This window comes from Ruegeria sp. BI12 (assembly GCF_056537985.1).
In genome coordinates, this window is record NZ_JBQFSL010000001.1 from 983,426 (window position 1) to 1,003,357 (window position 19,932).

Annotated in this window: 23 protein-coding genes; 9 read left to right on the forward strand and 14 right to left on the reverse strand. The window is 55.8% G+C overall.

Translation table 11 applies throughout. The features are described 5' to 3' along the window. The first annotated feature begins 11 nt into the window (after nt 1-11). Complete coding sequence (locus tag ACR0AK_RS05095; RefSeq protein ID WP_480792592.1) at nt 12-569, forward strand: hypothetical protein; 558 nt, start codon at nt 12-14, stop codon at nt 567-569. 10 nt (nt 570-579) lie between these two features. Beyond that, on the forward strand, nt 580-930 hold the full coding sequence (locus ACR0AK_RS05100; RefSeq protein WP_480792593.1) for a hypothetical protein: 351 nt from the start codon (nt 580-582) through the stop codon (nt 928-930). Nucleotides 931-939: 9 nt separating this feature from the next. Here the strand turns inward: ACR0AK_RS05100 and ACR0AK_RS05105 are convergent, their stop codons facing one another. Continuing rightward, complete coding sequence (locus tag ACR0AK_RS05105; protein ID WP_480792594.1) at nt 940-2,154, reverse strand: bifunctional alpha/beta hydrolase/OsmC family protein; 1,215 nt, start codon at nt 2,152-2,154, stop codon at nt 940-942. 241 nt (nt 2,155-2,395) lie between these two features. Between ACR0AK_RS05105 and ACR0AK_RS05110 the strand changes: the two genes are divergently transcribed. Then, the gene (locus ACR0AK_RS05110) at nt 2,396-2,590 is read left to right on the forward strand and encodes a hypothetical protein (protein WP_480792595.1); all 195 of its coding nucleotides are present in this window, start codon (nt 2,396-2,398) and stop codon (nt 2,588-2,590) included. A gap of 4 nt (nt 2,591-2,594) precedes the next feature. Here ACR0AK_RS05110 and dddP read toward each other — a convergent pair whose 3' ends face one another. Continuing rightward, nucleotides 2,595-3,938, reverse strand: coding sequence for a dimethylsulfonioproprionate lyase DddP (dddP, locus tag ACR0AK_RS05115; RefSeq protein WP_480792596.1), 1,344 nt, complete (start codon nt 3,936-3,938; stop codon nt 2,595-2,597). Between the two features lie 123 nt (nt 3,939-4,061). On the opposite strand from dddP, the gene ACR0AK_RS05120 reads away from it, so the two are divergent. Next, complete coding sequence (locus tag ACR0AK_RS05120; protein WP_480792597.1) at nt 4,062-4,805, forward strand: heme-dependent oxidative N-demethylase family protein; 744 nt, start codon at nt 4,062-4,064, stop codon at nt 4,803-4,805. Nucleotides 4,806-4,841: 36 nt separating this feature from the next. On the opposite strand, the gene ACR0AK_RS05125 is transcribed toward ACR0AK_RS05120, so the two are convergent. The 5 genes from ACR0AK_RS05125 to ACR0AK_RS05145 form a co-directional block, all read right to left on the reverse strand. Next, complete coding sequence (locus ACR0AK_RS05125) at nt 4,842-5,753, reverse strand: hypothetical protein (RefSeq protein ID WP_368040314.1); 912 nt, start codon at nt 5,751-5,753, stop codon at nt 4,842-4,844. Nucleotides 5,754-5,952: 199 nt separating this feature from the next. Beyond that, nucleotides 5,953-6,741 (reverse strand): lytic murein transglycosylase, encoded by a 789-nt coding sequence (locus tag ACR0AK_RS05130; RefSeq protein ID WP_480792598.1) that lies wholly within the window; start codon nt 6,739-6,741, stop codon nt 5,953-5,955. Nucleotides 6,742-6,807: 66 nt separating this feature from the next. Further along, a complete protein-coding gene (locus ACR0AK_RS05135; RefSeq protein ID WP_480792599.1) occupies nt 6,808-7,452 on the reverse strand; it encodes an MSMEG_1061 family FMN-dependent PPOX-type flavoprotein in 645 nt (214 codons plus the stop codon). 100 nt (nt 7,453-7,552) lie between these two features. Continuing rightward, entirely contained in the window at nt 7,553-8,959 is a 1,407-nt protein-coding gene (glnA, locus tag ACR0AK_RS05140) for a type I glutamate--ammonia ligase (protein ID WP_170564642.1), read from the reverse strand. A 28-nt stretch (nt 8,960-8,987) separates the two neighbouring features. Beyond that, a complete protein-coding gene (locus ACR0AK_RS05145; RefSeq protein ID WP_058274017.1) occupies nt 8,988-9,326 on the reverse strand; it encodes a P-II family nitrogen regulator in 339 nt (112 codons plus the stop codon). 169 nt (nt 9,327-9,495) lie between these two features. On the opposite strand from ACR0AK_RS05145, the gene ACR0AK_RS05150 reads away from it, so the two are divergent. The 3 genes from ACR0AK_RS05150 to tig all read left to right on the forward strand — a co-directional run bounded on the left by ACR0AK_RS05150 (nt 9,496) and on the right by tig (nt 13,969). Further along, entirely contained in the window at nt 9,496-11,028 is a 1,533-nt protein-coding gene (locus ACR0AK_RS05150) for an NAD(P)H-hydrate dehydratase (protein WP_480792600.1), read from the forward strand. 302 nt (nt 11,029-11,330) lie between these two features. Next, nucleotides 11,331-12,455, forward strand: coding sequence for a porin (locus ACR0AK_RS05155; RefSeq protein WP_480792601.1), 1,125 nt, complete (start codon nt 11,331-11,333; stop codon nt 12,453-12,455). A 182-nt stretch (nt 12,456-12,637) separates the two neighbouring features. Next, nucleotides 12,638-13,969 carry a trigger factor gene (gene tig, locus ACR0AK_RS05160; protein WP_170564827.1) on the forward strand — a complete coding sequence of 444 codons (1,332 nt, stop codon included), beginning with the start codon at nt 12,638-12,640 and terminating at the stop codon, nt 13,967-13,969. 94 nt (nt 13,970-14,063) lie between these two features. Here tig and ACR0AK_RS05165 read toward each other — a convergent pair whose 3' ends face one another. The 7 genes from ACR0AK_RS05165 to rpsF form a co-directional block, all read right to left on the reverse strand. Further along, nucleotides 14,064-14,915 carry an acyl-homoserine-lactone synthase gene (locus ACR0AK_RS05165; RefSeq protein ID WP_480792602.1) on the reverse strand — a complete coding sequence of 284 codons (852 nt, stop codon included), beginning with the start codon at nt 14,913-14,915 and terminating at the stop codon, nt 14,064-14,066. 96 nt (nt 14,916-15,011) lie between these two features. Further along, nucleotides 15,012-15,713, reverse strand: a complete 702-nt coding sequence (locus ACR0AK_RS05170) for a LuxR family transcriptional regulator (RefSeq protein WP_170564630.1) — start codon at nt 15,711-15,713, stop codon at nt 15,012-15,014. 214 nt (nt 15,714-15,927) lie between these two features. Beyond that, nucleotides 15,928-16,416, reverse strand: a complete 489-nt coding sequence (locus ACR0AK_RS05175) for a transglycosylase SLT domain-containing protein (protein ID WP_480792603.1) — start codon at nt 16,414-16,416, stop codon at nt 15,928-15,930. A gap of 155 nt (nt 16,417-16,571) precedes the next feature. Beyond that, nucleotides 16,572-16,928, reverse strand: coding sequence for a hypothetical protein (locus tag ACR0AK_RS05180; protein WP_480792604.1), 357 nt, complete (start codon nt 16,926-16,928; stop codon nt 16,572-16,574). A gap of 238 nt (nt 16,929-17,166) precedes the next feature. Next, nucleotides 17,167-17,787, reverse strand: a complete 621-nt coding sequence (rplI, locus tag ACR0AK_RS05185) for a 50S ribosomal protein L9 (protein WP_170564620.1) — start codon at nt 17,785-17,787, stop codon at nt 17,167-17,169. Between the two features lie 12 nt (nt 17,788-17,799). Then, complete coding sequence (gene rpsR / locus ACR0AK_RS05190) at nt 17,800-18,027, reverse strand: 30S ribosomal protein S18 (RefSeq protein WP_005982441.1); 228 nt, start codon at nt 18,025-18,027, stop codon at nt 17,800-17,802. Between the two features lie 27 nt (nt 18,028-18,054). Further along, nucleotides 18,055-18,408: a 30S ribosomal protein S6 gene (gene rpsF, locus ACR0AK_RS05195; protein WP_170564617.1), complete on the reverse strand. Its 354-nt coding sequence runs from the start codon at nt 18,406-18,408 to the stop codon at nt 18,055-18,057. 284 nt (nt 18,409-18,692) lie between these two features. Between rpsF and ACR0AK_RS05200 the strand changes: the two genes are divergently transcribed. Both ACR0AK_RS05200 and ACR0AK_RS05205 read left to right on the forward strand, forming a co-directional pair. After that, nucleotides 18,693-19,211 (forward strand): hypothetical protein, encoded by a 519-nt coding sequence (locus ACR0AK_RS05200; RefSeq protein WP_480792605.1) that lies wholly within the window; start codon nt 18,693-18,695, stop codon nt 19,209-19,211. Nucleotides 19,212-19,339: 128 nt separating this feature from the next. Beyond that, a complete protein-coding gene (locus ACR0AK_RS05205; RefSeq protein WP_170564612.1) occupies nt 19,340-19,912 on the forward strand; it encodes a YceI family protein in 573 nt (190 codons plus the stop codon). Nucleotides 19,913-19,932: the final 20 nt, after the last annotated feature.

Genomic DNA, 19,932 nt, shown 5'->3' on the forward strand with positions numbered 1-19,932 from the left:
GTTATTGAGATATGCGTATTCAATTTTCTTCGGCGCTCGCCGTTTGCGCCTCGTTATGGTTGTGCGGTGCGCCTGCGTCAGCCGACACTCCGGTTACCTACACGGACAATGGACGCGCGCTGTTTGGCTTTTCCGTGCCTGACTTTTGGGCGTTGCGCACTGGCGGCCCGCGCGAAATTGAGGATACCGAACTTGGCGACGCGCGCGCCGTTGCCCGGGTCATGGGGATGCGGCCTGTCACCGACGATAATGTCTGGATGGGCTTTGTATCGCCAGCGGGCGTGGCCTCGATCGAAGGCGGTCTGCGGTATCTTGAAGACATAGACAGGTTTCTGGTCAAGGACCCGACTGTGTCCGAAACCACGACGACGCGTATCGGCGGATTGCCCGCACGGGTTATTCGCGGGACCGGCAATCGCGAAGGACGTGGTGTTAACTTTACGGTTTCAGTGATCGACTTGCCGAAGGGGCGTGTAGCCATTGCCGTGGCGATCCTGCGCGACGGCGCTGATCCAGCTTATGTGGACGACCTGAACGCCGTATTCGCGTCGTTCCGGTCTCTGCAGTGAGGAAGCGCACATGACACGCAAATTGATCAAACGCGCAGCCCTTGCCCTTGGATTGGGTGCTGCCACACTGACGCTTTCGGCCTGTGACGGCGTCACCGTCGGAGTTGGATACGGGTATGACCCCTTCTACGACTCAATGTTGTGGAACGACTACTATCACGACGTGGATGTTGATATAGATATCGACCGCCCGGATCGACCCAGACCGCCGGATGGACGCCCACCTGCGCGTCCTGTTCCGCCAATCGCCAAGCCACCGAACAGACCGCCAGTGTCCCGACCGCCGAACCGGCCACGACCACCGGTCGCACGGCCTCCGGCGGCCCGGCCACCCATTCACCGCCCCGCAGGGCGGCGCTGAGCCCGAACGTCAGTCCAGCAGCACGGTTGTGATCTGGGCTGACCCTTCCAGGGTTCTGTGCACCGGGCATTTGTCTGCGATTTCGAGCAGTCTTGTGCGCTGCTCGGCGGTCAAAGGGCCTTCAAGGCGGATCTTGCGACGAAACTCATCTACCTTGCCTTCGCTGGCCAGCCCTGCGTCCTGAGCGTGCACCTTGTTGTGGCACACATCGACCGTGATGTTTTTGAGGGGCCAGCGCTTGCGCCGTGCATACATGCGAATAGTCATCGACGTGCAGGCCCCCAGACCCGAGGACACAAATCCGTAGGGCGACATGCCACGGTCGGTGCCGCCATACGAGGCGGGCTCGTCCGCAACTGCGTGGTGCCGGGGACCTGACTGGATATCCTGCAGGAACCCTTCCGGATCAGCCTCAGTCACGCGAACAACACCTTCGGGCGCACCCGGTGGTGGAGCAGGTGGGCAGAGCCTGACGTAACGCGTAACCCATGCTGAAATTACGTCAGCCGCGTATTCCGCGTCGGATGCGCGGGTAATCAAGTGGTCGGCATCGTCAAGGGTAACAAAGCTCTTGGGATGTTTGGCGGCCAGAAAGATTGTGCTGGCATTGTCAATGCTTACGGTCTCATCCCGAGGCGCATGCAAAATTAGCAAAGCAGCCTTCAGGTCTGCGATAGCAGGCATCAGGGCTGCTTCGGAAATATCATCCACAAACGCCTTGCCAATGCGGAAGGGACGCCCGCCCAACATCACGTCCGCCGATCCAGCCTGCGTGATCTCAGGCAGCGCATCTTCGAAGTGATGCGCTACATGGCCCGGATCTGCGGGTGCCCCCAAAGTGACCACGGCCTTGACGCTGGGAATGCCAGCCCGGGCGCGCAACACAGCCGCACCACCCAGCGAATGGCCGATGAGCAGTGCCGGTGCCATGTTGCGACCCGCCAGGTAGTGCGACGCTGCGATCAGGTCTTCGACATTGGAGGTAAAGGTTGTGTTGGCAAACTCCCCGCCAGAATGACCCAGCCCGGTAAAGTCAAATCGCAGAACGGCGATGCCCATCGCCGCAAGTCGCGCCGCGATCCGGCGCGCGGCTGGGATGTCTTTGGAACAGGTAAAACAATGCGCAAATAGCGCCGTTGCCAGGACCGGCCCGTCCGGCAAATCCAGGCGCGCGGCCAATTGGTTGCCGTCGTGACCGGCAAAAGTAATGCGTTCGGTGGGCATGGCAGTTCCTTGTTCGTCGGGATGACTAATAGTGTGTGCAACTGACTGGCTGCTCAACCCCATTGTAAGAAGCGTCACGGGAAGGTGAGTAGTGTGGATAGATTTCGCGCAAATCTTTGTTTGCGATGTGAGATGAATAAATCAGTTTATGTGATGCATAGATTAATAAATATTCGTTTTACTAATTTAATGCGCTGCCCCATCTTACAGCCATCAGAAACGTTCAACCCAGGAGGTTCAAATGGCACATACCGCATCCGATCCAAGGGGCGTGGTTCTACGCCCGGACATATTGGCCGTGATTGCTCTGACCGGGGTGATCGGGTTTGCAATTGGTCAATCCATACCGTCTGTGACCTATACCGAGGCACAAGTCACTGAAACCATGTCCGAAGACTGGCACGGAAATGTCAGGCGGTCGCATTGGTCGAACTGAAACGTCAGCTCAGTCCCATGAGTTGCGGATCAAAGGGATAGGTGGTCAGGTTCTCATACCCGTCTTCGGTGATCAGAACCTGGTCTTCCAGCTTGATTGAGAAATCGCCGCCAACCTCACCAACAGCCGCCTCGACACACAGGACCATGCCGGGCTCTAACGGATAGTCGTATGAGCCGGCCACCGCCTTGTCCGGATAGGCGACCAGAGGCCATTCATCGCACAAGCCGACACCATGCATCAGGCATCCATATTTCTGAGCCTGGAATTTTTCGTCGAGCTTGTGTGCGTTGGCCGTCAGTTCGGGGATCATCACGCCGGGTTTCAGCATCTCCATGTTGGTCATAATGTGCTCATGCGCGTGCTGCATAGCGTAGACCATGTCAGACCGGGGCTTTTCGTCGCCGATCCACCATGTGCGAGATATGTCAATGCAGATGCCGTATGAACCGATCAGGTCGGTGTCAAAAGCGATGATCTCGTTCTGTTGCGTGATCCGGGGGCCGCATTCCTGAAACCACGGGTTTGTTCGCTGGCCCGAGGCCAGCAGGCGGGTTTCGATCCATTCACCACCGCGACGGATGTTTTCGGCATGCAGGACCGCCCAGATATCGTCTTCCGAGGTTTTGCCATCGCCTACATTGGCGCGCGCGAACTTCTCCATTTCCGCTACGGCGGTTTCGCAGGCATGGTTGGCGCAGCGCATGGCCAGAATTTCGTCAGGACCTTTGATGGCTCGGGTCTTTTCGGTGACCTCCTCACCCTCCATGATCTCGAACCCCTGCGCTTCTAGCGCGCGCAGTCCGTGCAGCATGATCTTGTCTACGGCAAGGCGCTTGTTGCCGCCGCTGTGTTCGTCAATTAGAACGCGCACCTCGTTTGAAAACACATCTGCGGCTACATCCACCTTATCGCCCCGGTCGAAATAGAACAGGTCAGCGCCGGACCGCTGTTCCCGCACCAGCGGGTTGAACGTGGAAAGGAACGGAGAATTCTTGTAGTCCCAAATCACCATATACCCGTCTGCGCACAACAAGACCGCGCGGAATGGGTTGTGCGTGTTCCAGAGCTGCATATTAGTGCTGTCAGTGGCATAACGGATATTCAACGGGTCGAACATCAACAGCCCGCCATAACCGCGGTCGACAACGGCTTGTGTCAGTCGTTTCCACCGGTGTTCGCGCATCCCCGCCAGATCAGGCAGAGATAGGCCAGCCGCTTCCCATTCTGAGAACGCAAGCTGCGTCGGGCCGATCTCGATCCGATCATTGGCGTTCGGGGTGCCATCCCCAAGGGTCGCACCTTTGGTCGGGTCGATCTTGCGGGTGTCGCGGTAGTGCCGGTTCATGGTGGGTCTCCCTGCCTATTTTTTGAGCGTGGAGAATCAATAGACATCCGTCTTGAAAGTTTGCGACGGCGCGTTCGTCGCTTTTTGACCGACAAGCGAAATTTGTGGTGATACGTCAAGGTCATGACCACTATTCTGCAGACTTCAATCCCTTATGACCCGCTGGCAAGACGCCCGTTACCCGGCGTTCAGCCGGCCAGCATGGATAGCTGGTTGCACTGCGACGATGCCTTTGCTGCCCAAATGCAAAGGCGTGAAGAGCTTTTGGCTGGCTGCCGTTCGGATGTTCTGTCGATGGATCCTGGCGCCAAACCGGCCGCACAGGAGTTGTTGGAGCTGGTGCTGAGCCGTGTTTATCCAGAGTGTACAGATCACGTCTTACGCCCGGACGGACGGGAAGTTCCGGTCGATCACTCACAGCCATTGGACACGTTGTGCCGGTTGGTACAGGAAGATTTTTGCATCCTGCAAAAACATGCGGATGAACACGTTCTGACCGCGGCCATCCTTTGTTTTCCGGCCAGTTGGCGCTTGTCCGAGAAGTTTAAGCGGCCTCTGATCGACATTCATGTGCCCGTCGACAGCTATGACGCCAATATCGCCCGAAGGGTCCAGCGGTTATTTGACGGAATACAGCCGGGGCGCCCACTGTGGCGGTTCAACGCACTGTGGTATCAGGACGCCGAGCTTCATCAACCACGCAGTGCCAACGACCGACGGGATCCTCAGGATCGGGGGACAGCGCGGTTCCTGCGTAGCGAGCGACAGACGTTGTTGCGCCTGCCTAAAACGGAGGCCGTGGTATTCTCGATCCACACATATGTGTTGGCAGAAGACCAGTTACGTAAAATGGAAAACCCCGCCTGATGGCGGGGCCTCCAAGGAGGGTCATTTCAAACCGGGCTACATGCCCAGTGCGCTGGCGACGTCCGCAAGTGCTCCGCTTGTGCTGAGAGCGGAGATTGCGACCGTATACGCCAGCACCTGAGTATTCAGGCGGAAGTCTTCACCCCTGATCAGGTTAACAGCGGCCAAGGAGGCCGCAATCGGGACCGACACGCTTGCCACGGCACCCGTTAATCCCCAACTGCTAAGCCGGAGGATATCACTGGGTCGTTCGTGGACGAGGGGGGGCGTGTCGTCCCGATCGGTAGGCTGCTCGATAGGTTCTGTCCGAAAAGCGATGCTGAGCAACTGCTCATCCGACAGCTGGATCGGCCGGGCTACTGGGGGCAGTGCCTTTTTTTCTGGCTCATCCAGGTCTTCTGCGTCAGTGACATTCAGTCCGGCAAACGGGCCTGTCACTGCCTCGAAAATCTGCTTTCTGTCACGCGGCTTGCTTGGGGCCAGCGTGTCAAATGCGCTCATGAATTGTTCAATGGTCAAAACGGTATTTGGCGACAACCATTCCACCCGCTGTGTCGCGCAGACGTCGACCATTCTGTAAAGGATCACGACCAGCATAAGCTCTGAGACTTCGCTGTCATCCAGCAGGGGGGAAACTGGGGTCACAGTGATCGTCAGCCGGTTTTTCGGCATCGTGACCACCGGTTTCTGGATCGTTTTTAAACCAGCGGCACGGTTGAGGCGTTCGAACCGGTCCTCGGTCTCGGCCATTTTGGTATCCAAGGTCAACCGCACCAGATACTGACTGGAAACAATACTGGCTTCGGTGCTGTTCAACAGGGACTTACGCTCGACCAGGTGGCCATAGTCCGCAAGGGTCTTGTCAACGATATCGCTGAACCGCTCGATCGCGTCTTCGGTCTTACCGTTGAATTGCAGACCACCGTGATAGCTGTGCTTCGGAGTCACTGCGCTGTCCTTTGTCGCATCCTGTCTTTGGAAACAATCTAACAAGCGATCTGGGGCAGATTTGGGCAAAAATGGAAAAAAATGAGAAATCGTGCGGATTGATTACGCTATGGAAACCAAGGCATTTTAGGGGCTTTTAAATGTCTGTGGCGACAATGTGGCCGAAATCGGGTGTAAAAGCCCGAATTCATCGCCAGCCTCAGCCGTCGATTCGGGCAGCCATAATTGCGATGGATTGTTGGTAAACCGAGGCGGCATTCCACTGTTGAATGACCGCAAAGTTCGGCTGACCCTGTTGATAGCCGCGACCCGGTTTCCAGCCTTTCTTACGCAGAAAATTGGCGGTCGAGGCCAGCGCATCGGTCATGTTGTAAAAGTCGACGCGGCCGTCCCCGGTCGCATCGACCCCGTATTGCAGGGCATTGCCTGGCAGGAACTGGGTGTGTCCAAGTTCGCCATGTTTTGCCCCTTTTGTCGCGGTCGTAATGCTGCCTTGATCGACCAGTTTCAGCGCCCCGATCGCATGGGGAATGAAAAACTCGGACCTCCGACAGTCATAGGCCAGTGTTGTGATTGCGGAAACAACCTGACTGTCGCCCATGAAGTTACCAAAACCGGTTTCCATGCCATGAATGGCGATCAGCACTCCCGCCGGCACACCGTATTGACGTTCCAGTGCCGCATAGAACTGCGGGTTGCGTGCTTTGCGTTTGCGCCCCTGCGCCACGATGGTGTCCGCCCCGCGTACGCGCATGAATTTGTCTAGGGAGTATTTAAAGCTTTTCTGATTGCGGTCCGCCGCGATCGTGCGTGTTGCGTACTGCGTTTGTGCCAGCGCCTGCAGACCCTTCTTTTTGACGCCGGAGCGTTTGGCTTGTCTGGCAAAGTCCTTTTTCCATGCCTCAAAGCCGCTACTGGTATCGCCGCAAGGCGCTGCGGACGCAGCCGCTGGGAGGAGCAAGGCAAACAAAATGGCAAAGCGAAGCATCAGGAAATCCCGGGCAATTTGATATGTAAGGCGAAGGTACGCTGCATTTCCGGATACGAAAAGACGTTAGTACAGGTCCAGTTCTCCGGTACCTTTCAAGCTCTCAAACCACTCATCGGGTGTTTTGTTGATTTTGGCGTGTTTGACCATCATGGCGTTCATATTGGGAAGGTCCGAGGAATCCGGCCATTCCTCTGGCTGCCAAAGGTTCGCGCGGATCACGCATTTGGGGCAATGTGCGAAGATCGTTTCGACATGAATGACCAGGGCCAGTTTGGGCGGACGGTTGTTGATTGCCATGCTGTCCAGCAAGTCACGGTCTTTACATATCCGGGCTGAACCGCGGAGACGCAGAGTTTCCATTTTGCCGGGCACAAAGAAAATAAGGCTGACGCGCGGGTCCAACAGGACATTGTGGAACGTATCCACGCGTTTGTTGCCCGGTCGATCCGGTAACGCGATCAAAGTGTCTGACAGCACTTTGGTGAACCCTTCAGGATCGCCGCGAGGCGAAATGTCCAGATGGCCTTCGGGGTTGGCCGATGCAATCAGGCAGAATGTGGATTTGGCAATGAAGTCGCGACACATCTGATCCAGCCCGGATAACTCTTTGGCCATGATCTGCGGCAGGGGTGCGCCAGTTATGCGCTCAAGTTCGTCTGCCGAGGTCACGAAGTCCGTGAATTGTGAGAAGGGGGCGTCTGATAGCATACGATCTCTCCTAACCGGTTGGCCCGAGTGTGAAAGAACATACCAAACGAAACAAGGGCGCCCGAATGGACGCCCTTGCAGATGTAAACCCAAATCCGGATCAGCAGCTGTAGTACATGCCGTATTCGACCGGGTGTGGGGTGTGCTCGTAGGTTTCAACCTCTTCCATCTTCAGTGCGATGTAGCCGTCGATCTGGTCCTTGGTGAACACGTCGCCCTGCAGCAGGAAGTCGTGATCCGATGCCAGAGCTTCCAGAGCCTCACGCAGCGATCCGCAAACGGTCGGGATGTCGGCCAGTTCTTCGGCAGGCAGATCGTACAGGTTCTTATCCATGGCTTCGCCCGGATCGATCTTGTTCTTGATGCCGTCCAGACCAGCCATCAGCAGAGCGGCAAACGCCAGGTAGGGGTTCGCAGCCGGATCGGGGAAACGAGCTTCAACGCGCTTGGCTTTCGGGCTTTCAGTCCACGGAATACGAACGCAACCCGAACGGTTACGAGCCGAGTAGGCGCGCAGAACGGGGGCCTCAAAACCTGGGATCAGACGCTTGTAGCTGTTGGTCGCCGGGTTGGTGAAAGCGTTCAGCGTTTTGGCGTGCTTCAGGATGCCGCCGATGAAGTACAGAGCTTCGTCAGACAGATCTGCGTATTTGTCGCCAGCGAACAGAGGTTTGCCGTCTTTCCAGATCGACATGTTCACGTGCATACCGGTGCCGTTGTCACCTGCGATCGGCTTCGGCATGAAGGTGGCCGATTTGCCGTAGGCGTGGGCAACGTTGTGGATGACGTACTTGTACTTCTGCAGTTCGTCGGCTTGCTTGGTCAGGCTGTCAAAGATCAAGCCCAGCTCGTGCTGGCACGAAGCAACCTCGTGGTGGTGCTTGTCGACCTTCATGCCCAGACGCTTCATGGTCGACAGCATTTCGGAACGCAGGTCCTGCGCTTCGTCGATCGGGTTGACCGGGAAGTAGCCGCCCTTGACGCCCGGACGGTGGCCCATGTTGCCCATCTCGTACTCGGTGTCGGTGTTCCACGACGCGTCAGTTGCATCAACTTCGTAGGATACCTTGTTGATGCTGTTCGAGAAACGGACATCGTCAAACAGGAAGAATTCAGCTTCGGGGCCCATGTAGGCAACATCGCCAATGCCCGATGCTTTCAGGTAGGCTTCGGCTTTTTGGGCGGTGCCGCGCGGGTCGCGCTCATAGGCTTCGCCGGTGTCGGGCTCGACAACCGAGCAATGCACACAGATGGTTTTTTCCGCGTAGAACGGATCAACATAGGCGCTGTCGGTATCGACCATCAGTTTCATGTCCGATGCTTCGATCGACTTCCAGCCCGCGATGGACGAACCGTCGAACATGAAGCCTTCTTCCAGGAAGTCCTCGTCAACCTGATCGGCCATCAGCGTGACGTGCTGAAGCTTACCGCGGGGATCAGTGAAGCGAACGTCGACGTACTCGGCGTCCTCGTCTTTGATCAGCTGAAGAACTGCGTCCTTGCTCATAACTTTGTATTCCTCTGCTTTGAGTTTGTTACAGTGCTTCCGGGCCGGTCTCACCGGTCCGAATGCGAATGGCTTGTTCAACAGGCGAGACAAAGATCTTGCCGTCGCCGATCTTGTCGGTCTTTGCGGCCGCGACGATGGCGTCGATGGCCGCATCAACCTGATCGTCGTCCAGCACAACCTCGACCTTCACCTTGGGCAGGAAATCGACGACGTATTCCGCGCCGCGATACAATTCGGTGTGGCCCTTTTGACGGCCAAAGCCCTTGACCTCGATCACGCTGAGGCCCTGGACGCCGACGTCCTGCAGCGCCTCTTTCACCTCATCGAGTTTGAACGGCTTGATGATCGCTTCGATCTTCTTCATCCCGGGCTCCTATTAACTCTTGTCAGTCAGGCACTGACCACGTCTAAATTCGGGCGGCAATGTGATTACGATATCGACCCGCACAAGGTGTTGAGAAATTAGGCGGTGGGTCAAATTTTGATCGACTTGCACAAAAAGTAAGCGAAAATGAATCGCCAAGGGAATTGAGATGACGGAATTGCTGACAGCGGCGCAGATGCGAGCAATTGAAACAGCGGCGATTGAGTCCGGTCAGGTGACCGGTCTGGAACTGATGGAGCGTGCCGGTCGCGGCGTTGTCGAGGCGATTTTCGAGGAGTGGCCTGAACTGTCGAAAACCTCCGGTACGGCTGTGGTTCTGTGTGGCCCCGGCAACAATGGCGGTGACGGGTTTGTCGTCGCGCGCCTGCTGAAAGAGTGGGGCTGGGAGGTTGAGGTTTTTCTGTATGGCGACGCCGACAAGCTGCCAACAGATGCGCGAACGAACTATGAGCAGTGGTGTAAGTTGGGGACTGTTTCGCCGATGGAGGATGAACAGCCTTGGAATGTGGATCTATATGTTGATGCAGGTTTTGGTACCGGAGCAACACGTCCAATGCCCGAGGCAATGTATTGGGCATTGAGTGTTGCCCACCAATCCCAATTGAAGGGCAGCCGACTTGTGGCTGTCGATCAACCTTCTTCGATTTGTACTGATAGTGGCAGGTATTTTCGCCCGTGTTACGATGATCCATACGATCTGACGGTTAGTTTTCACAGCAAGAAAGTCGGGCACTTTCTTGCTCAAGGACCCGCTTCATGCGGAAAAACGGTTCATGTTGATATTGGGCTGACAGCAGAAGTTGGGCGGGACACCGTCGAGTTGGTTTCGATTGAAAGTGAGTTTTCTGGCTTCCTATCGAAGCTTGAAGATGAGCACAAATATGCAAACGGGCACGCGCTGATCTTCTCAGGCAGCTCCGGCAAAACCGGCGCCGCGAGGTTGGCGGCGCGGGGGGCTTTGCGGATTGGCGCCGGTTTGGTGACACTGGGTGTTCCTCCGGCGGCACAGATGGAAGTTGCGGCGCAGGTAACTGCGATCATGTTGCAGCGGGTTGCCAATGCTGACACGCTGGCGGAAACCCTAGAAGATAAGCGGCTGAATGCCTTGTGCCTTGGTCCGGGATTGGGGCTGAAGCGTGCCCGCGATCTGGTGCCTGTCGCTTTGGCAACGGGTCGATCAACCGTGCTGGATGCGGATGCGTTGACGGCTTTTGCCGATGATCCCGCGACCCTGTTCGAGCAACTGCATGAGAATTGCGTCTTGACCCCGCACGGGGGAGAGTTCGTCCGGTTGTTCCCCGATATTGCTGAAAAACTGAAAGCAATTCCGACCAAAGGCCCGGCCTATTCCAAGGTCGACGCGACACGTGAGGCGGCCAAACGGGCAGGGTGCGTGGTTCTGTTCAAAGGGGCAGATACGGTGATTGCTGCACCGGACGGACGATGCGCAATAAATTCGGCCGATTATGAGCGTTCGGCGCCGTGGTTGGCGACGGCTGGTTCTGGTGATGTGCTCGCCGGGTTTATCACCGGGTTGCTGGCAAGAGGGCTCGCCCCAATGCAGGCAGCGGAAACGGCAGCCTGGCTGCATGTTGAATGCGCGCGCCAATTTGGCCCCGGGCTGATAGCCGAGGACTTACCCGAGCAATTACCTGCGGTTTTTCAGAGTTTGGCTAAATGACGCATGGGCGGAAATTAGCCGCTTTTTTCAGCGCTCGGCAAGAAATGGCCGCACGTATACGCATCAGTGCATATCATTCCTTTTGAAAGACTTCGGACAGAGTGGCAGACTTGTACCTAGATTTTCCTGCCTACGACGTCTTGGTGGCCAAATCTTTGAAATGATTATAATTTACTTTCTGCCGATTTGAGCCGTGAGGCAGAAATCCAAAACGCGAAAAACTCGGTTCTTTGCGGTGTGGGCTGTCACATCGGTTTTGCTTTTTGACGGTGCCCACAAACAAAACGTTTATGGTGAATGAAATGACAGTGAAATTGAAACTCCCCTCGGTTGCCGCCGTGCTTGCGATGACCACGGCGATCCCTGCCTTTGCTGAACTAAAGTACGAAAACAACAGCGGTGGCTCTGTTGTGCTTTATGGTCAGCTCGACCCGGTGATCGTATCGGTCGATGACGGTCAGGAAACCGAGACCCGGTTGCTGGACAATGACCTATCCAACAGCCGCGTTGGTTTGCGCGTTATGCAACCCTATGGCAGCAATGAGTTCATGTTCCGGTTTGAAACGGGTCTCGGTCTGCCCAGCACGGGCCCAGCCAACCAAGATGGCACCAATACCAACGGTTGGACCCGAGAAGACATCCGCCACGTCGATTTCTCGCTCAAGGGTGGCTACGGCAAGTTCTCTGCCGGACAGGGCAGCATGGCCTCGGATGGGGCCGCTGAAACTGATTTGTCCTACGTTGGAACGGCACTGTATTCGTTCACGAACGATGAAAACGGCGCGTTCTTCTACCGTGGTTCTGATGGAGTACTAAGCGATATCACCGTTGGTGACTCGGCCGGGAACTTTGATGGCGGGCGCCGGGGCAGGATCCGGTACGATACACCTGATTTCAACGGTTTTTCGGCGGCGATAGCATATGGTCAGAACATCCTGTCCAGCAGCGACGACGACGATTATTACGACATCGCGGTAAACTACCGGAACACCTTTACGAACGGCGTCGAGTTTGCCGCTAGCATCGCTTATGCGGTACGCGACTTCGACGGGCAACCTGGCGAACGGAAGGACACCATCGGGTCAGCCTCGGTTCTGCTTCCGAGCGGATTTAGCTTTACCGCGGCTCTTGGTACGCGCGACGATACCTCGGCCGGTGCCAGTGATCCGGACTATTGGTACACCAAGCTGGCCTATGAAGGCGATTGGGTGTCCTGGGGCAAAACCGGCGTAGGTATCGACTATTTTGACGGTTCGGATTTCGAAAATCAGGGCTCCAGCACCAAGTCCTGGGGCATTGCCGTTGTTCAGCGCATCGATGCGATCAACACGGATGCATACCTGAAATACCGCAACCATGATTTCGACGACACGGTCGATTTTGACAAGAACGAAGCCTGGGTGCTGGGCGCGCTCTGGAAGTTCTGACAACATTTCCCGTTAGACAGAACGCCCCGGCCTTGGTCGGGGCGTTTTTTTGTTCAAATCGGCGGCAAAACAAGGCTGATCGGGCCATTGCCCCTTGCACGTGGGCTGCTGGGCAAATAGAAGGCGTCAAATTTGCCCGGCGCGCCGTTTTGCGCGCCCCGAATCCTATGGGGACTACCATAATGCAGGTTACCGAGACGCTGAACGAAGGTCTGAAACGCGGCTACAATATCGTCGTATCCGCAGCCGAGCTGGACGACAAAGTTAACGAGAAACTGGTCGAAGCGCAGCCGGAAATCGAAATGAAGGGTTTCCGCAAAGGCAAAGTGCCGATGGCGCTGCTGAAAAAGCAGTTTGGCCAGCGCCTTTTGGGCGAAGCGATGCAGGAAAGCATCGACGGCGCGATGAACAAGCACTTTGAAGACAGCGGCGAGCGCCCCGCGCTGCAGCCTGAAGTCAAAATGACGAACGAAGACTGGAAAGAAGGCGATGACGTCGAGGTCGCAATGTCCTATGAGGCACTGCCTGCGATCCCCGAAGTTGATCTGAAATCGGTTGAACTGGAAAAGCTGGTTGTCAAAGCGGACGACGCGGCTGTCGAGGAAGCGCTGAACAGCCTGGCCGAAACCGCTCAGGACTTTAAAGCGCGCCGCAAGGGTTCGAAGGCCAAGGACGGCGATCAGGTTGTGATCGACTTTGTTGGCAAGGTTGACGGCGAAGAGTTCGAAGGCGGTTCTGCCGAAGATTATCCGCTGGTTCTGGGTTCCAACAGCTTCATCCCTGGCTTCGAAGAGCAGCTGGTTGGTGTGAAGGCCGAAGAAACAAAAGACGTAAACGTCAAGTTCCCTGAGGAATATGGCGCCGAGCACCTGGCCGGTAAAGACGCTGTGTTCACTTGCACCATCAAAGAGGTGAAAGAACCTGTCGCGGCAGAAGTAAACGACGAACTGGCCACCAAGTTCGGCGCAGAAGATCTGGCCGCGCTGAAAGGTCAAATCGCCGAGCGTCTGGAAGCGGAATACGCCGGTGCGTCGCGCGCGGTCATGAAGCGTGGCCTGCTGGACGCGCTGGACGAGAAAGTAAAGTTCGACCTGCCGCCGTCGCTGGTTGAAGCCGAAGCCAAGCAGATCGCGCATCAGCTTTGGCACGAGGAGAACCCGGAAGTGGAAGGCCACGACCACGCCGAGATCGAACCCACTGACGAGCATAACAAGCTGGCCGAGCGCCGTGTGCGTCTGGGCCTGTTGTTGGCTGAACTGGGTCAGAAGGCCGAGGTCGAAGTGACCGACTCCGAAATGACTCAGGCGATCATGAACCAGGCCCGTCAGTATCCGGGTCAGGAACGTCAGTTCTTTGAGTTTGTACAGCAGAACGCACAGATGCAGCAGCAACTGCGCGCGCCGATCTTCGAAGACAAGGTCGTCGACTACGTGTTCGAACTGGCTCAGGTCGCGGACAAAGAAGTCAGCAAAGACGATCTGCAGAAAGCCGTTGAGGCACTGGAAGAGGAGTAATCCTCTTTCGCCCATCCCCATGGGCAAAAAAATACGGAGCCGTCTGGAAAAAGACGGCTCCGCTTGGGTGGCTTTAACCTATGAGGTGAGGGGGTCAGGCCTCATGAGCAAAAGCACGGGGGGTTCTCAGCAGAGCGGTCTTTTGCTCTGGGGTAAAGCGGTCTGAAAGCGCTTCGATCAGTTTCAGTACTGATTCAACTTCGGCTTTCGATGTTGCCGAACTCATCTGTTCGACAAAGTATTTTTCCAATTGGGTCAGCGGCTGGTGGTCGTAATTCGCCGCACTTGGTTTGGTCTTTGCACTTTCGACCAATTCCAGGGCCTGTTCGTCGGTCAGGAAGACATCGTGTTCAATGTCGGCGTATTCCCGAATTCCAGCGATCCGCTCGTCCGAGCAATCCATCAACGCGGCCATGGCGACAACCTTACCCATCGGCTTGGCGGTTCCTAGATAGTCGTAAGGCGCATTGCCGGACCGTTGCAGAACGCGGTTCATCACCGGATCGATCACGGCGATAGAGTCCAAAACACCGGCCATCTTGGCATATTCGAACGAGCCGATCATGACCTCGCTGGTAACATAGGAAACGGAGTTTTCCCCGCGTCCTCGCCCAAGCTTTTTGGTGTCGACGCAAAACCGTGTTGCTTCCCAGACCTGAGCGCTCCGGATCGGCGGTTCACCGTCCAGGATTGAATGAAAAACGTCGGACAGCATGTGTGGTCCGGTCGTTTGCAATAGCCTCATGCATCCAACAACGTCCCCCTCGTCGTTGATGCTGACTACGTGTGCTGGATGAAGGTCGTCAAAATGGTCGCGTTCGCGCCCATCAACTATATTCACATCCCAGCCAAGGCGATCGCCGAAAACGCGCGCGCGCAATTTGTACATCTCGTCCAAGACATGCGTAAACTTATTCTGGTTGATACCATCAATTACGATGATCATTTCCATCCCCCTACAGTCTGGTTACCGTAAGAAAGACGTTAACTGACTTTTTGGCTGAGACTATTGGGGGATTCCCGTATTTTTTATCTTTTTTGATTATCCTGGGGCAATAATACCCAGTCCGATAGCCCTTCCAATGGCTTGCGGGGTTGTCAATGCGCCCAGTTTTTCGCGCCCAGACCGCATGTGGACTTCAACGGTTCGGTGCGAAATAGACAAAATGTCGCCGATATCCTGCTGAGATTTGCCGTCAGCAACCCATTGCAGAATCTCTTTCTCGCGCGTCGAGAGCGTCGGTAGATACAGTGCTTTGGCCAGCAAGCCGGACTGCATTACAGTGTCATGTGCTGTAACCGCAGCCATTTGCAAGTCGCCCATAACATGTTTCTTCAGCTTCTCCCACTCGGAGTCCGTGCAGTTTCTGGTCACATTCAGCAGACCACATTCCCCGTAGGGGCCACGTACTGGAACAGTTAGCCCACGGGATGTAATGCCAAAATCATGCGCATCTCGGAAAACTGAATGAAACTTTTCGTCGTGATTAAACCTGCCCCAGTCCACTGGAGCGATGCTGAGCGCAGATTGATACAAGGTCGGATCGAAATGATGAAAGCCTTGGCTTCCATAGTGAATCTTCCATTCGTCCGGGTAGTTGGCATACCCCTGAACGTCACCCTTCACAGGGTTAAAGGTGGCGTAAGACGCGTAATCGAAGCCAAGCTCGTCGCAGACAGCGTTAATGATGTCGGCTGCCGACTTTTCCTCGTGGTCGATCGCGGCCAAGTCTATAAGTTTCACCTGTCCAACCCTTGCGGCGGCAATTCTTTCCCCAAAGAAGTGCCATATCTGTCCATTTCACCGAGTACGTTGCGTCAACTCTGGTGCCTGACGCAAGCTAATTGTGCATAACGCTTAGGCATAATGCGTGGTTATAGCAACAGGATACCTTAGCGATTATATAAGTCATTATTGCAACCTTTGCGCTAATAACAAGCTATATACTTACCTAGCGTCACTTCGGACGTAGACCAGTTTCTACCAGCATTCCGGCGGCCTTCGCCTCTGGATAGTAACCTTTGGCATAAAGAAAGATGGCCCGCTTCTGGTTGCCGTCCGACAAGAGCCACGCCCCACGAAGGTACTTTCCAGCGAATTCCAGATTCGTGTCCGCGTCCAACAATCCCTGTGCGTTGCCTTTGTATCCCATTGATCGTGCCGTCGCGGGCAAGATTTGCAGCAAGCCGTAGTAGGGGCGGTTAACGGCCCATGGCCGGTGGGTGCTTTCCCGTATTGCCAGTTTGTGTACCAACTCGCGTGGCAATTCGTAATGATCAGCCCATTTGTTGATAGACGCGCGCAGTTCGGGCGTCTCGTTAGGGTATAGCGGCGGATCAAATGTGGCGTTGCGTGAACTTTGCTTGCCATCAAGGCCGCCGCAAGCAGCCAGGGCAGGTGCGCCAAGTAGAGCAACAAGTAGAACGCGGCGCGTGTATTGGGGCATGTGTGGTCTCCGGATGGGGGTGGGCGCATGATAGTCCCGCGGGACGCAACCGCAAGCAAACAGCCAGTCCGCGCGCTGAATTGTGCCGGGTCCCGTTGCGTCATGATCCCACACCGGATTCCTCCGTATGAGCTGGGTCAGAAAAACGCGCCCTGTCACATTTCGACTTGGAACCACAGAATGATATCGGCAAACCAGATCTTGTTCTCTGTCGCGCGAAACTGAACGGTGTTGTTGATCCCGGGGTTGAGGACAGTTCCGGGAAACGCTTCCCACAATCCACGAATGTCGCCGCCTGACATAGACGGGCCGTAGATAAAGGTATCATTGATCTCGATCTGGAACGCGCCGCCGGATGGTGTTGCCCAGGCTTTGAAGGCGAGGATCGGTTTGGCGCGGTTGGTTCCAATTACAAGGTTGGATGGGATTGGGTCGCTGAATGTCTGGCTTTCGCCGGGGTTTAATGAAAATGAGCCGTCATTCACGACGATGTAGTCGCACAAAGATGCCATAGTGATTTCTCCTGTCGGATCGCGGTCCGCCCATACGCGCGATCGCGCAAAATGCCAAAAAAAATGAACTTCAAAAAAATGCGGCAGAGGCGGCAGGGGCCGCGTGACCCTAGGATAGCACAAATCCCAACCAAATTCTTGGTTGAGCCTGCCGCCATTATTTATTCATGGCGAAAGACCCGAACAAAAAAAGCCGCGCCGTTCGGCGCGGCCAATCGATTTTTCTAAGGCGGCCAGATCAGGCTTTGGCTTCGTCTTCCTCAGCCGGGGCTTCTTCGGCGACCAGATCGTCGTCTTCGGAAGCTGCGGAACCGATATCGTCGAACAGTTCGGCGATTTCGAATTCTGCGGCGGCCTCTTCTTCAGCGGCCAGTTCCTGGATCGACTTGCCCGATGCCTGCAGTTCGGCTTCTTCTTCCGAGCGGGCAACGTTCATCTGGATTTCAACCTCGACCTCGGGGTGCAGTTTGACTGCCAGCGAGTGCAGGCCCAGTTCTTTGATCGGAGCGATCAGAGCAATCTGTTTCTTGTCGACGGTGAAGCCAGCTTCGGTTGCGGCGTCTGCGGCGTCACGCGGGGTGACCGAACCGTACAGAGCGCCGGCATCCGATGCCGAGCGGATCACAATGAACTGCTGACCGTCCAGCTTTTCAGCCAGAGCTTCAGCTTCTTTTTTGGTTTCCAGGTTGCGCGCTTCCAGCTGCGCTTTCTGGGCTTCGAACGACGCGATGTTCGCGTTCGATGCACTCAGCGCTTTGCCCTGAGGCAGCAGGAAGTTGCGGGCGTAGCCAGGCTTGACGTCAACGACGTCGCCCATCTGACCCAGTTTCGCAACGCGTTCCAGAAGGATAACTTGCATATCAGTCTCTCCTTACTTCACAGCGTAGGGCAGCAGGGCGAGGAAGCGGGCGCGCTTGATAGCACGGGCCAGTTCACGCTGCTTTTTCGCCGAAACGGCGGTGATGCGCGAAGGAACGATCTTGCCGCGCTCAGAGATGTAGCGCTGCAGCAGACGGGTGTCCTTGTAGTCGATCTTCGGCGCGTTGTCGCCCGAGAACGGGCAGACCTTGCGGCGGCGGAAAAATGGTTTTGCGGCCATGGTATTTGTCCTTTCGTCAGGCGTTGATCAGCGGCGCTCGCGGCGGCCTTCGCGCTCATCGCGCTTCTGCATCTGGACCGAAGGGCCCTCGTTGTGCTCGTCGACCTTGATGGTCAGAACGCGCATAACATCGTCATGCAGGCGCATCAGGCGTTCCATTTCCTGAACGGCGCCAGCGGGGGCGTCGGTCTTCAGGAAGGCATAGTGGCCTTTGCGGTTCTTGTTGATCTTGTAGGCCATCGTCTTGACGCCCCAGTACTCGCTTTCAACGACGTTGCCGCCATTGTCCGCCAGAACGGTGCCGAAATGTTCGACGAGGCTTTCTGCCTGCGCGTTGGACAGGTCCTGACGCGCGATCATTACATGCTCATACAGTGGCATGTGCACTCCTGTTTATATCAAGGCGCATTTCATAGGCGGGACCATTTTGTCCTTCGCGACCCTGCCACGAGAGGCTGCGCGATTCACATGATTTGCGAAGGATGGCCCCATATACACGATTGCGCGCAGGGGGCAAGGGCCGACACACATGCCTTGGTGAAGTCGCGCTATTTCCTTTGCGGCGCCCAATTCCTGACGCTTTTCGGCTCAAAGTTGTTTTGCATACCGGGAACTAACCGGACAGACCGAACCTAAGACGGCAACCTGAACTAGGGTACAGAAACATGACCGCGATGAACACGAATACCTTCGAGAAGTCTGCGACCAGCACGACTTATGATCAATCGGTTCCAGTTCTAATCGCATTTGCGCCGAACTGGAGGGCCAGAACCATTCTGGCACGCGTCGCGGGTGCGTTTCTGATTGTTGTGGCGTTTTCCATGTGGCTGATGTCAGGCGCAGTAATGGCGACCGAGGTTTGGCCGATCAAGCTGGCCGCGTCGCTGACGTTTCTTCTGATCGGCGTTAGCTTGCTGACCATTCAGGTGCTTGATGCGCGCCCCGATGCTTACTTCGACCCGATCCGTCGCGAGGTACGTGTGCTGCAAAAGAATGAAAACGGGCGCCCTCAGACGGTTCTGCGCAGAAGCTATGACACGTTGGGTGGTGCGCGGTTTGAGGATGATCAGGTCGAACTCTATGACATGGATGGCAGCCTGCTGATGAAGCTGCCGCTGCAATCGGCGGATGTTGGCCGAGCGCTGAAGGGCCAATTGAGCGGAAGTGTAACGATCTTTGCCTGATTTTCACTTCTGTTCATTTAGGAACAGAAATTGTTAGAGAATAAGTCTTGTGTGCCGCCCTTGGGCGGCACATTTTTGTTGTTGAGCATTCCAACTGGTTTGCATTCACAACATTTTTGGAGATTGTCATGAAATCCACCCTTCTTGCTGCTGCACTGGCCGTATCGGCGACCTCGGCATTTGCAAGCGCCGAGAAATACGTTCTGGACCCCAGCCACAGCCAGGTTGTCTTCAACTATAACCACCTTGGTTTCTCGACCACCTATGGCATGTTCTCGGGCTTTGAAGGCGAGATCATGTTCGATCAGGAAAACCCGGCCGATTCCAGCGTGAGCGTGTCGATGCCGGTCGTCGAAATGATCACAGGCTGGAAGCCGCGCGAAGATCACTTCATGACCGAAGATTTCTTTGGCGTCGCCGAAGGGGATCTGATCACGTTCACATCGACTGGTATCGAAGTAACCGGTGACAACACCGCAAACATCACGGGCGATCTGACCATGAATGGTGTCACCAAGTCGGTTGTTTTGGATGCCAAGCTGAATCAAGTTGGCGAGCATCCGATGGCTGGCAAGCCCTGGGCTGGTTTTGATGCAACCACGACGCTAGTTCGCAGCGAGTTCGATTTGGGCCAGTTTGCGCCGTTTGTGAGCGACGAGGTCGAGGTTCGTATTTCGGTCGAAGCACAAAAAGCCGAATAAGCTTGCCTGATATGCAAAAT

Coding starts and splice junctions, on each gene's coding strand:
- ACR0AK_RS05095 (WP_480792592.1), top strand. CDS start 12: ATGCGTATTCAATTTTCTTCGGCGCTCGCCGTTTGCGCCTCGTTATGG.
- ACR0AK_RS05100 (WP_480792593.1), top strand. CDS start 580: ATGACACGCAAATTGATCAAACGCGCAGCCCTTGCCCTTGGATTGGGT.
- ACR0AK_RS05105 (WP_480792594.1), bottom strand. CDS start 2,154: ATGCCCACCGAACGCATTACTTTTGCCGGTCACGACGGCAACCAATTG.
- ACR0AK_RS05110 (WP_480792595.1), top strand. CDS start 2,396: ATGGCACATACCGCATCCGATCCAAGGGGCGTGGTTCTACGCCCGGAC.
- dddP (WP_480792596.1), bottom strand. CDS start 3,938: ATGAACCGGCACTACCGCGACACCCGCAAGATCGACCCGACCAAAGGT.
- ACR0AK_RS05120 (WP_480792597.1), top strand. CDS start 4,062: ATGACCACTATTCTGCAGACTTCAATCCCTTATGACCCGCTGGCAAGA.
- ACR0AK_RS05130 (WP_480792598.1), bottom strand. CDS start 6,741: ATGCTTCGCTTTGCCATTTTGTTTGCCTTGCTCCTCCCAGCGGCTGCG.
- ACR0AK_RS05135 (WP_480792599.1), bottom strand. CDS start 7,452: ATGCTATCAGACGCCCCCTTCTCACAATTCACGGACTTCGTGACCTCG.
- glnA (WP_170564642.1), bottom strand. CDS start 8,959: ATGAGCAAGGACGCAGTTCTTCAGCTGATCAAAGACGAGGACGCCGAG.
- ACR0AK_RS05145 (WP_058274017.1), bottom strand. CDS start 9,326: ATGAAGAAGATCGAAGCGATCATCAAGCCGTTCAAACTCGATGAGGTG.
- ACR0AK_RS05150 (WP_480792600.1), top strand. CDS start 9,496: ATGACGGAATTGCTGACAGCGGCGCAGATGCGAGCAATTGAAACAGCG.
- ACR0AK_RS05155 (WP_480792601.1), top strand. CDS start 11,331: ATGACAGTGAAATTGAAACTCCCCTCGGTTGCCGCCGTGCTTGCGATG.
- tig (WP_170564827.1), top strand. CDS start 12,638: ATGCAGGTTACCGAGACGCTGAACGAAGGTCTGAAACGCGGCTACAAT.
- ACR0AK_RS05165 (WP_480792602.1), bottom strand. CDS start 14,915: ATGATCATCGTAATTGATGGTATCAACCAGAATAAGTTTACGCATGTC.
- ACR0AK_RS05175 (WP_480792603.1), bottom strand. CDS start 16,416: ATGCCCCAATACACGCGCCGCGTTCTACTTGTTGCTCTACTTGGCGCA.
- ACR0AK_RS05180 (WP_480792604.1), bottom strand. CDS start 16,928: ATGGCATCTTTGTGCGACTACATCGTCGTGAATGACGGCTCATTTTCA.
- rplI (WP_170564620.1), bottom strand. CDS start 17,787: ATGCAAGTTATCCTTCTGGAACGCGTTGCGAAACTGGGTCAGATGGGC.
- rpsR (WP_005982441.1), bottom strand. CDS start 18,027: ATGGCCGCAAAACCATTTTTCCGCCGCCGCAAGGTCTGCCCGTTCTCG.
- rpsF (WP_170564617.1), bottom strand. CDS start 18,408: ATGCCACTGTATGAGCATGTAATGATCGCGCGTCAGGACCTGTCCAAC.
- ACR0AK_RS05200 (WP_480792605.1), top strand. CDS start 18,693: ATGACCGCGATGAACACGAATACCTTCGAGAAGTCTGCGACCAGCACG.
- ACR0AK_RS05205 (WP_170564612.1), top strand. CDS start 19,340: ATGAAATCCACCCTTCTTGCTGCTGCACTGGCCGTATCGGCGACCTCG.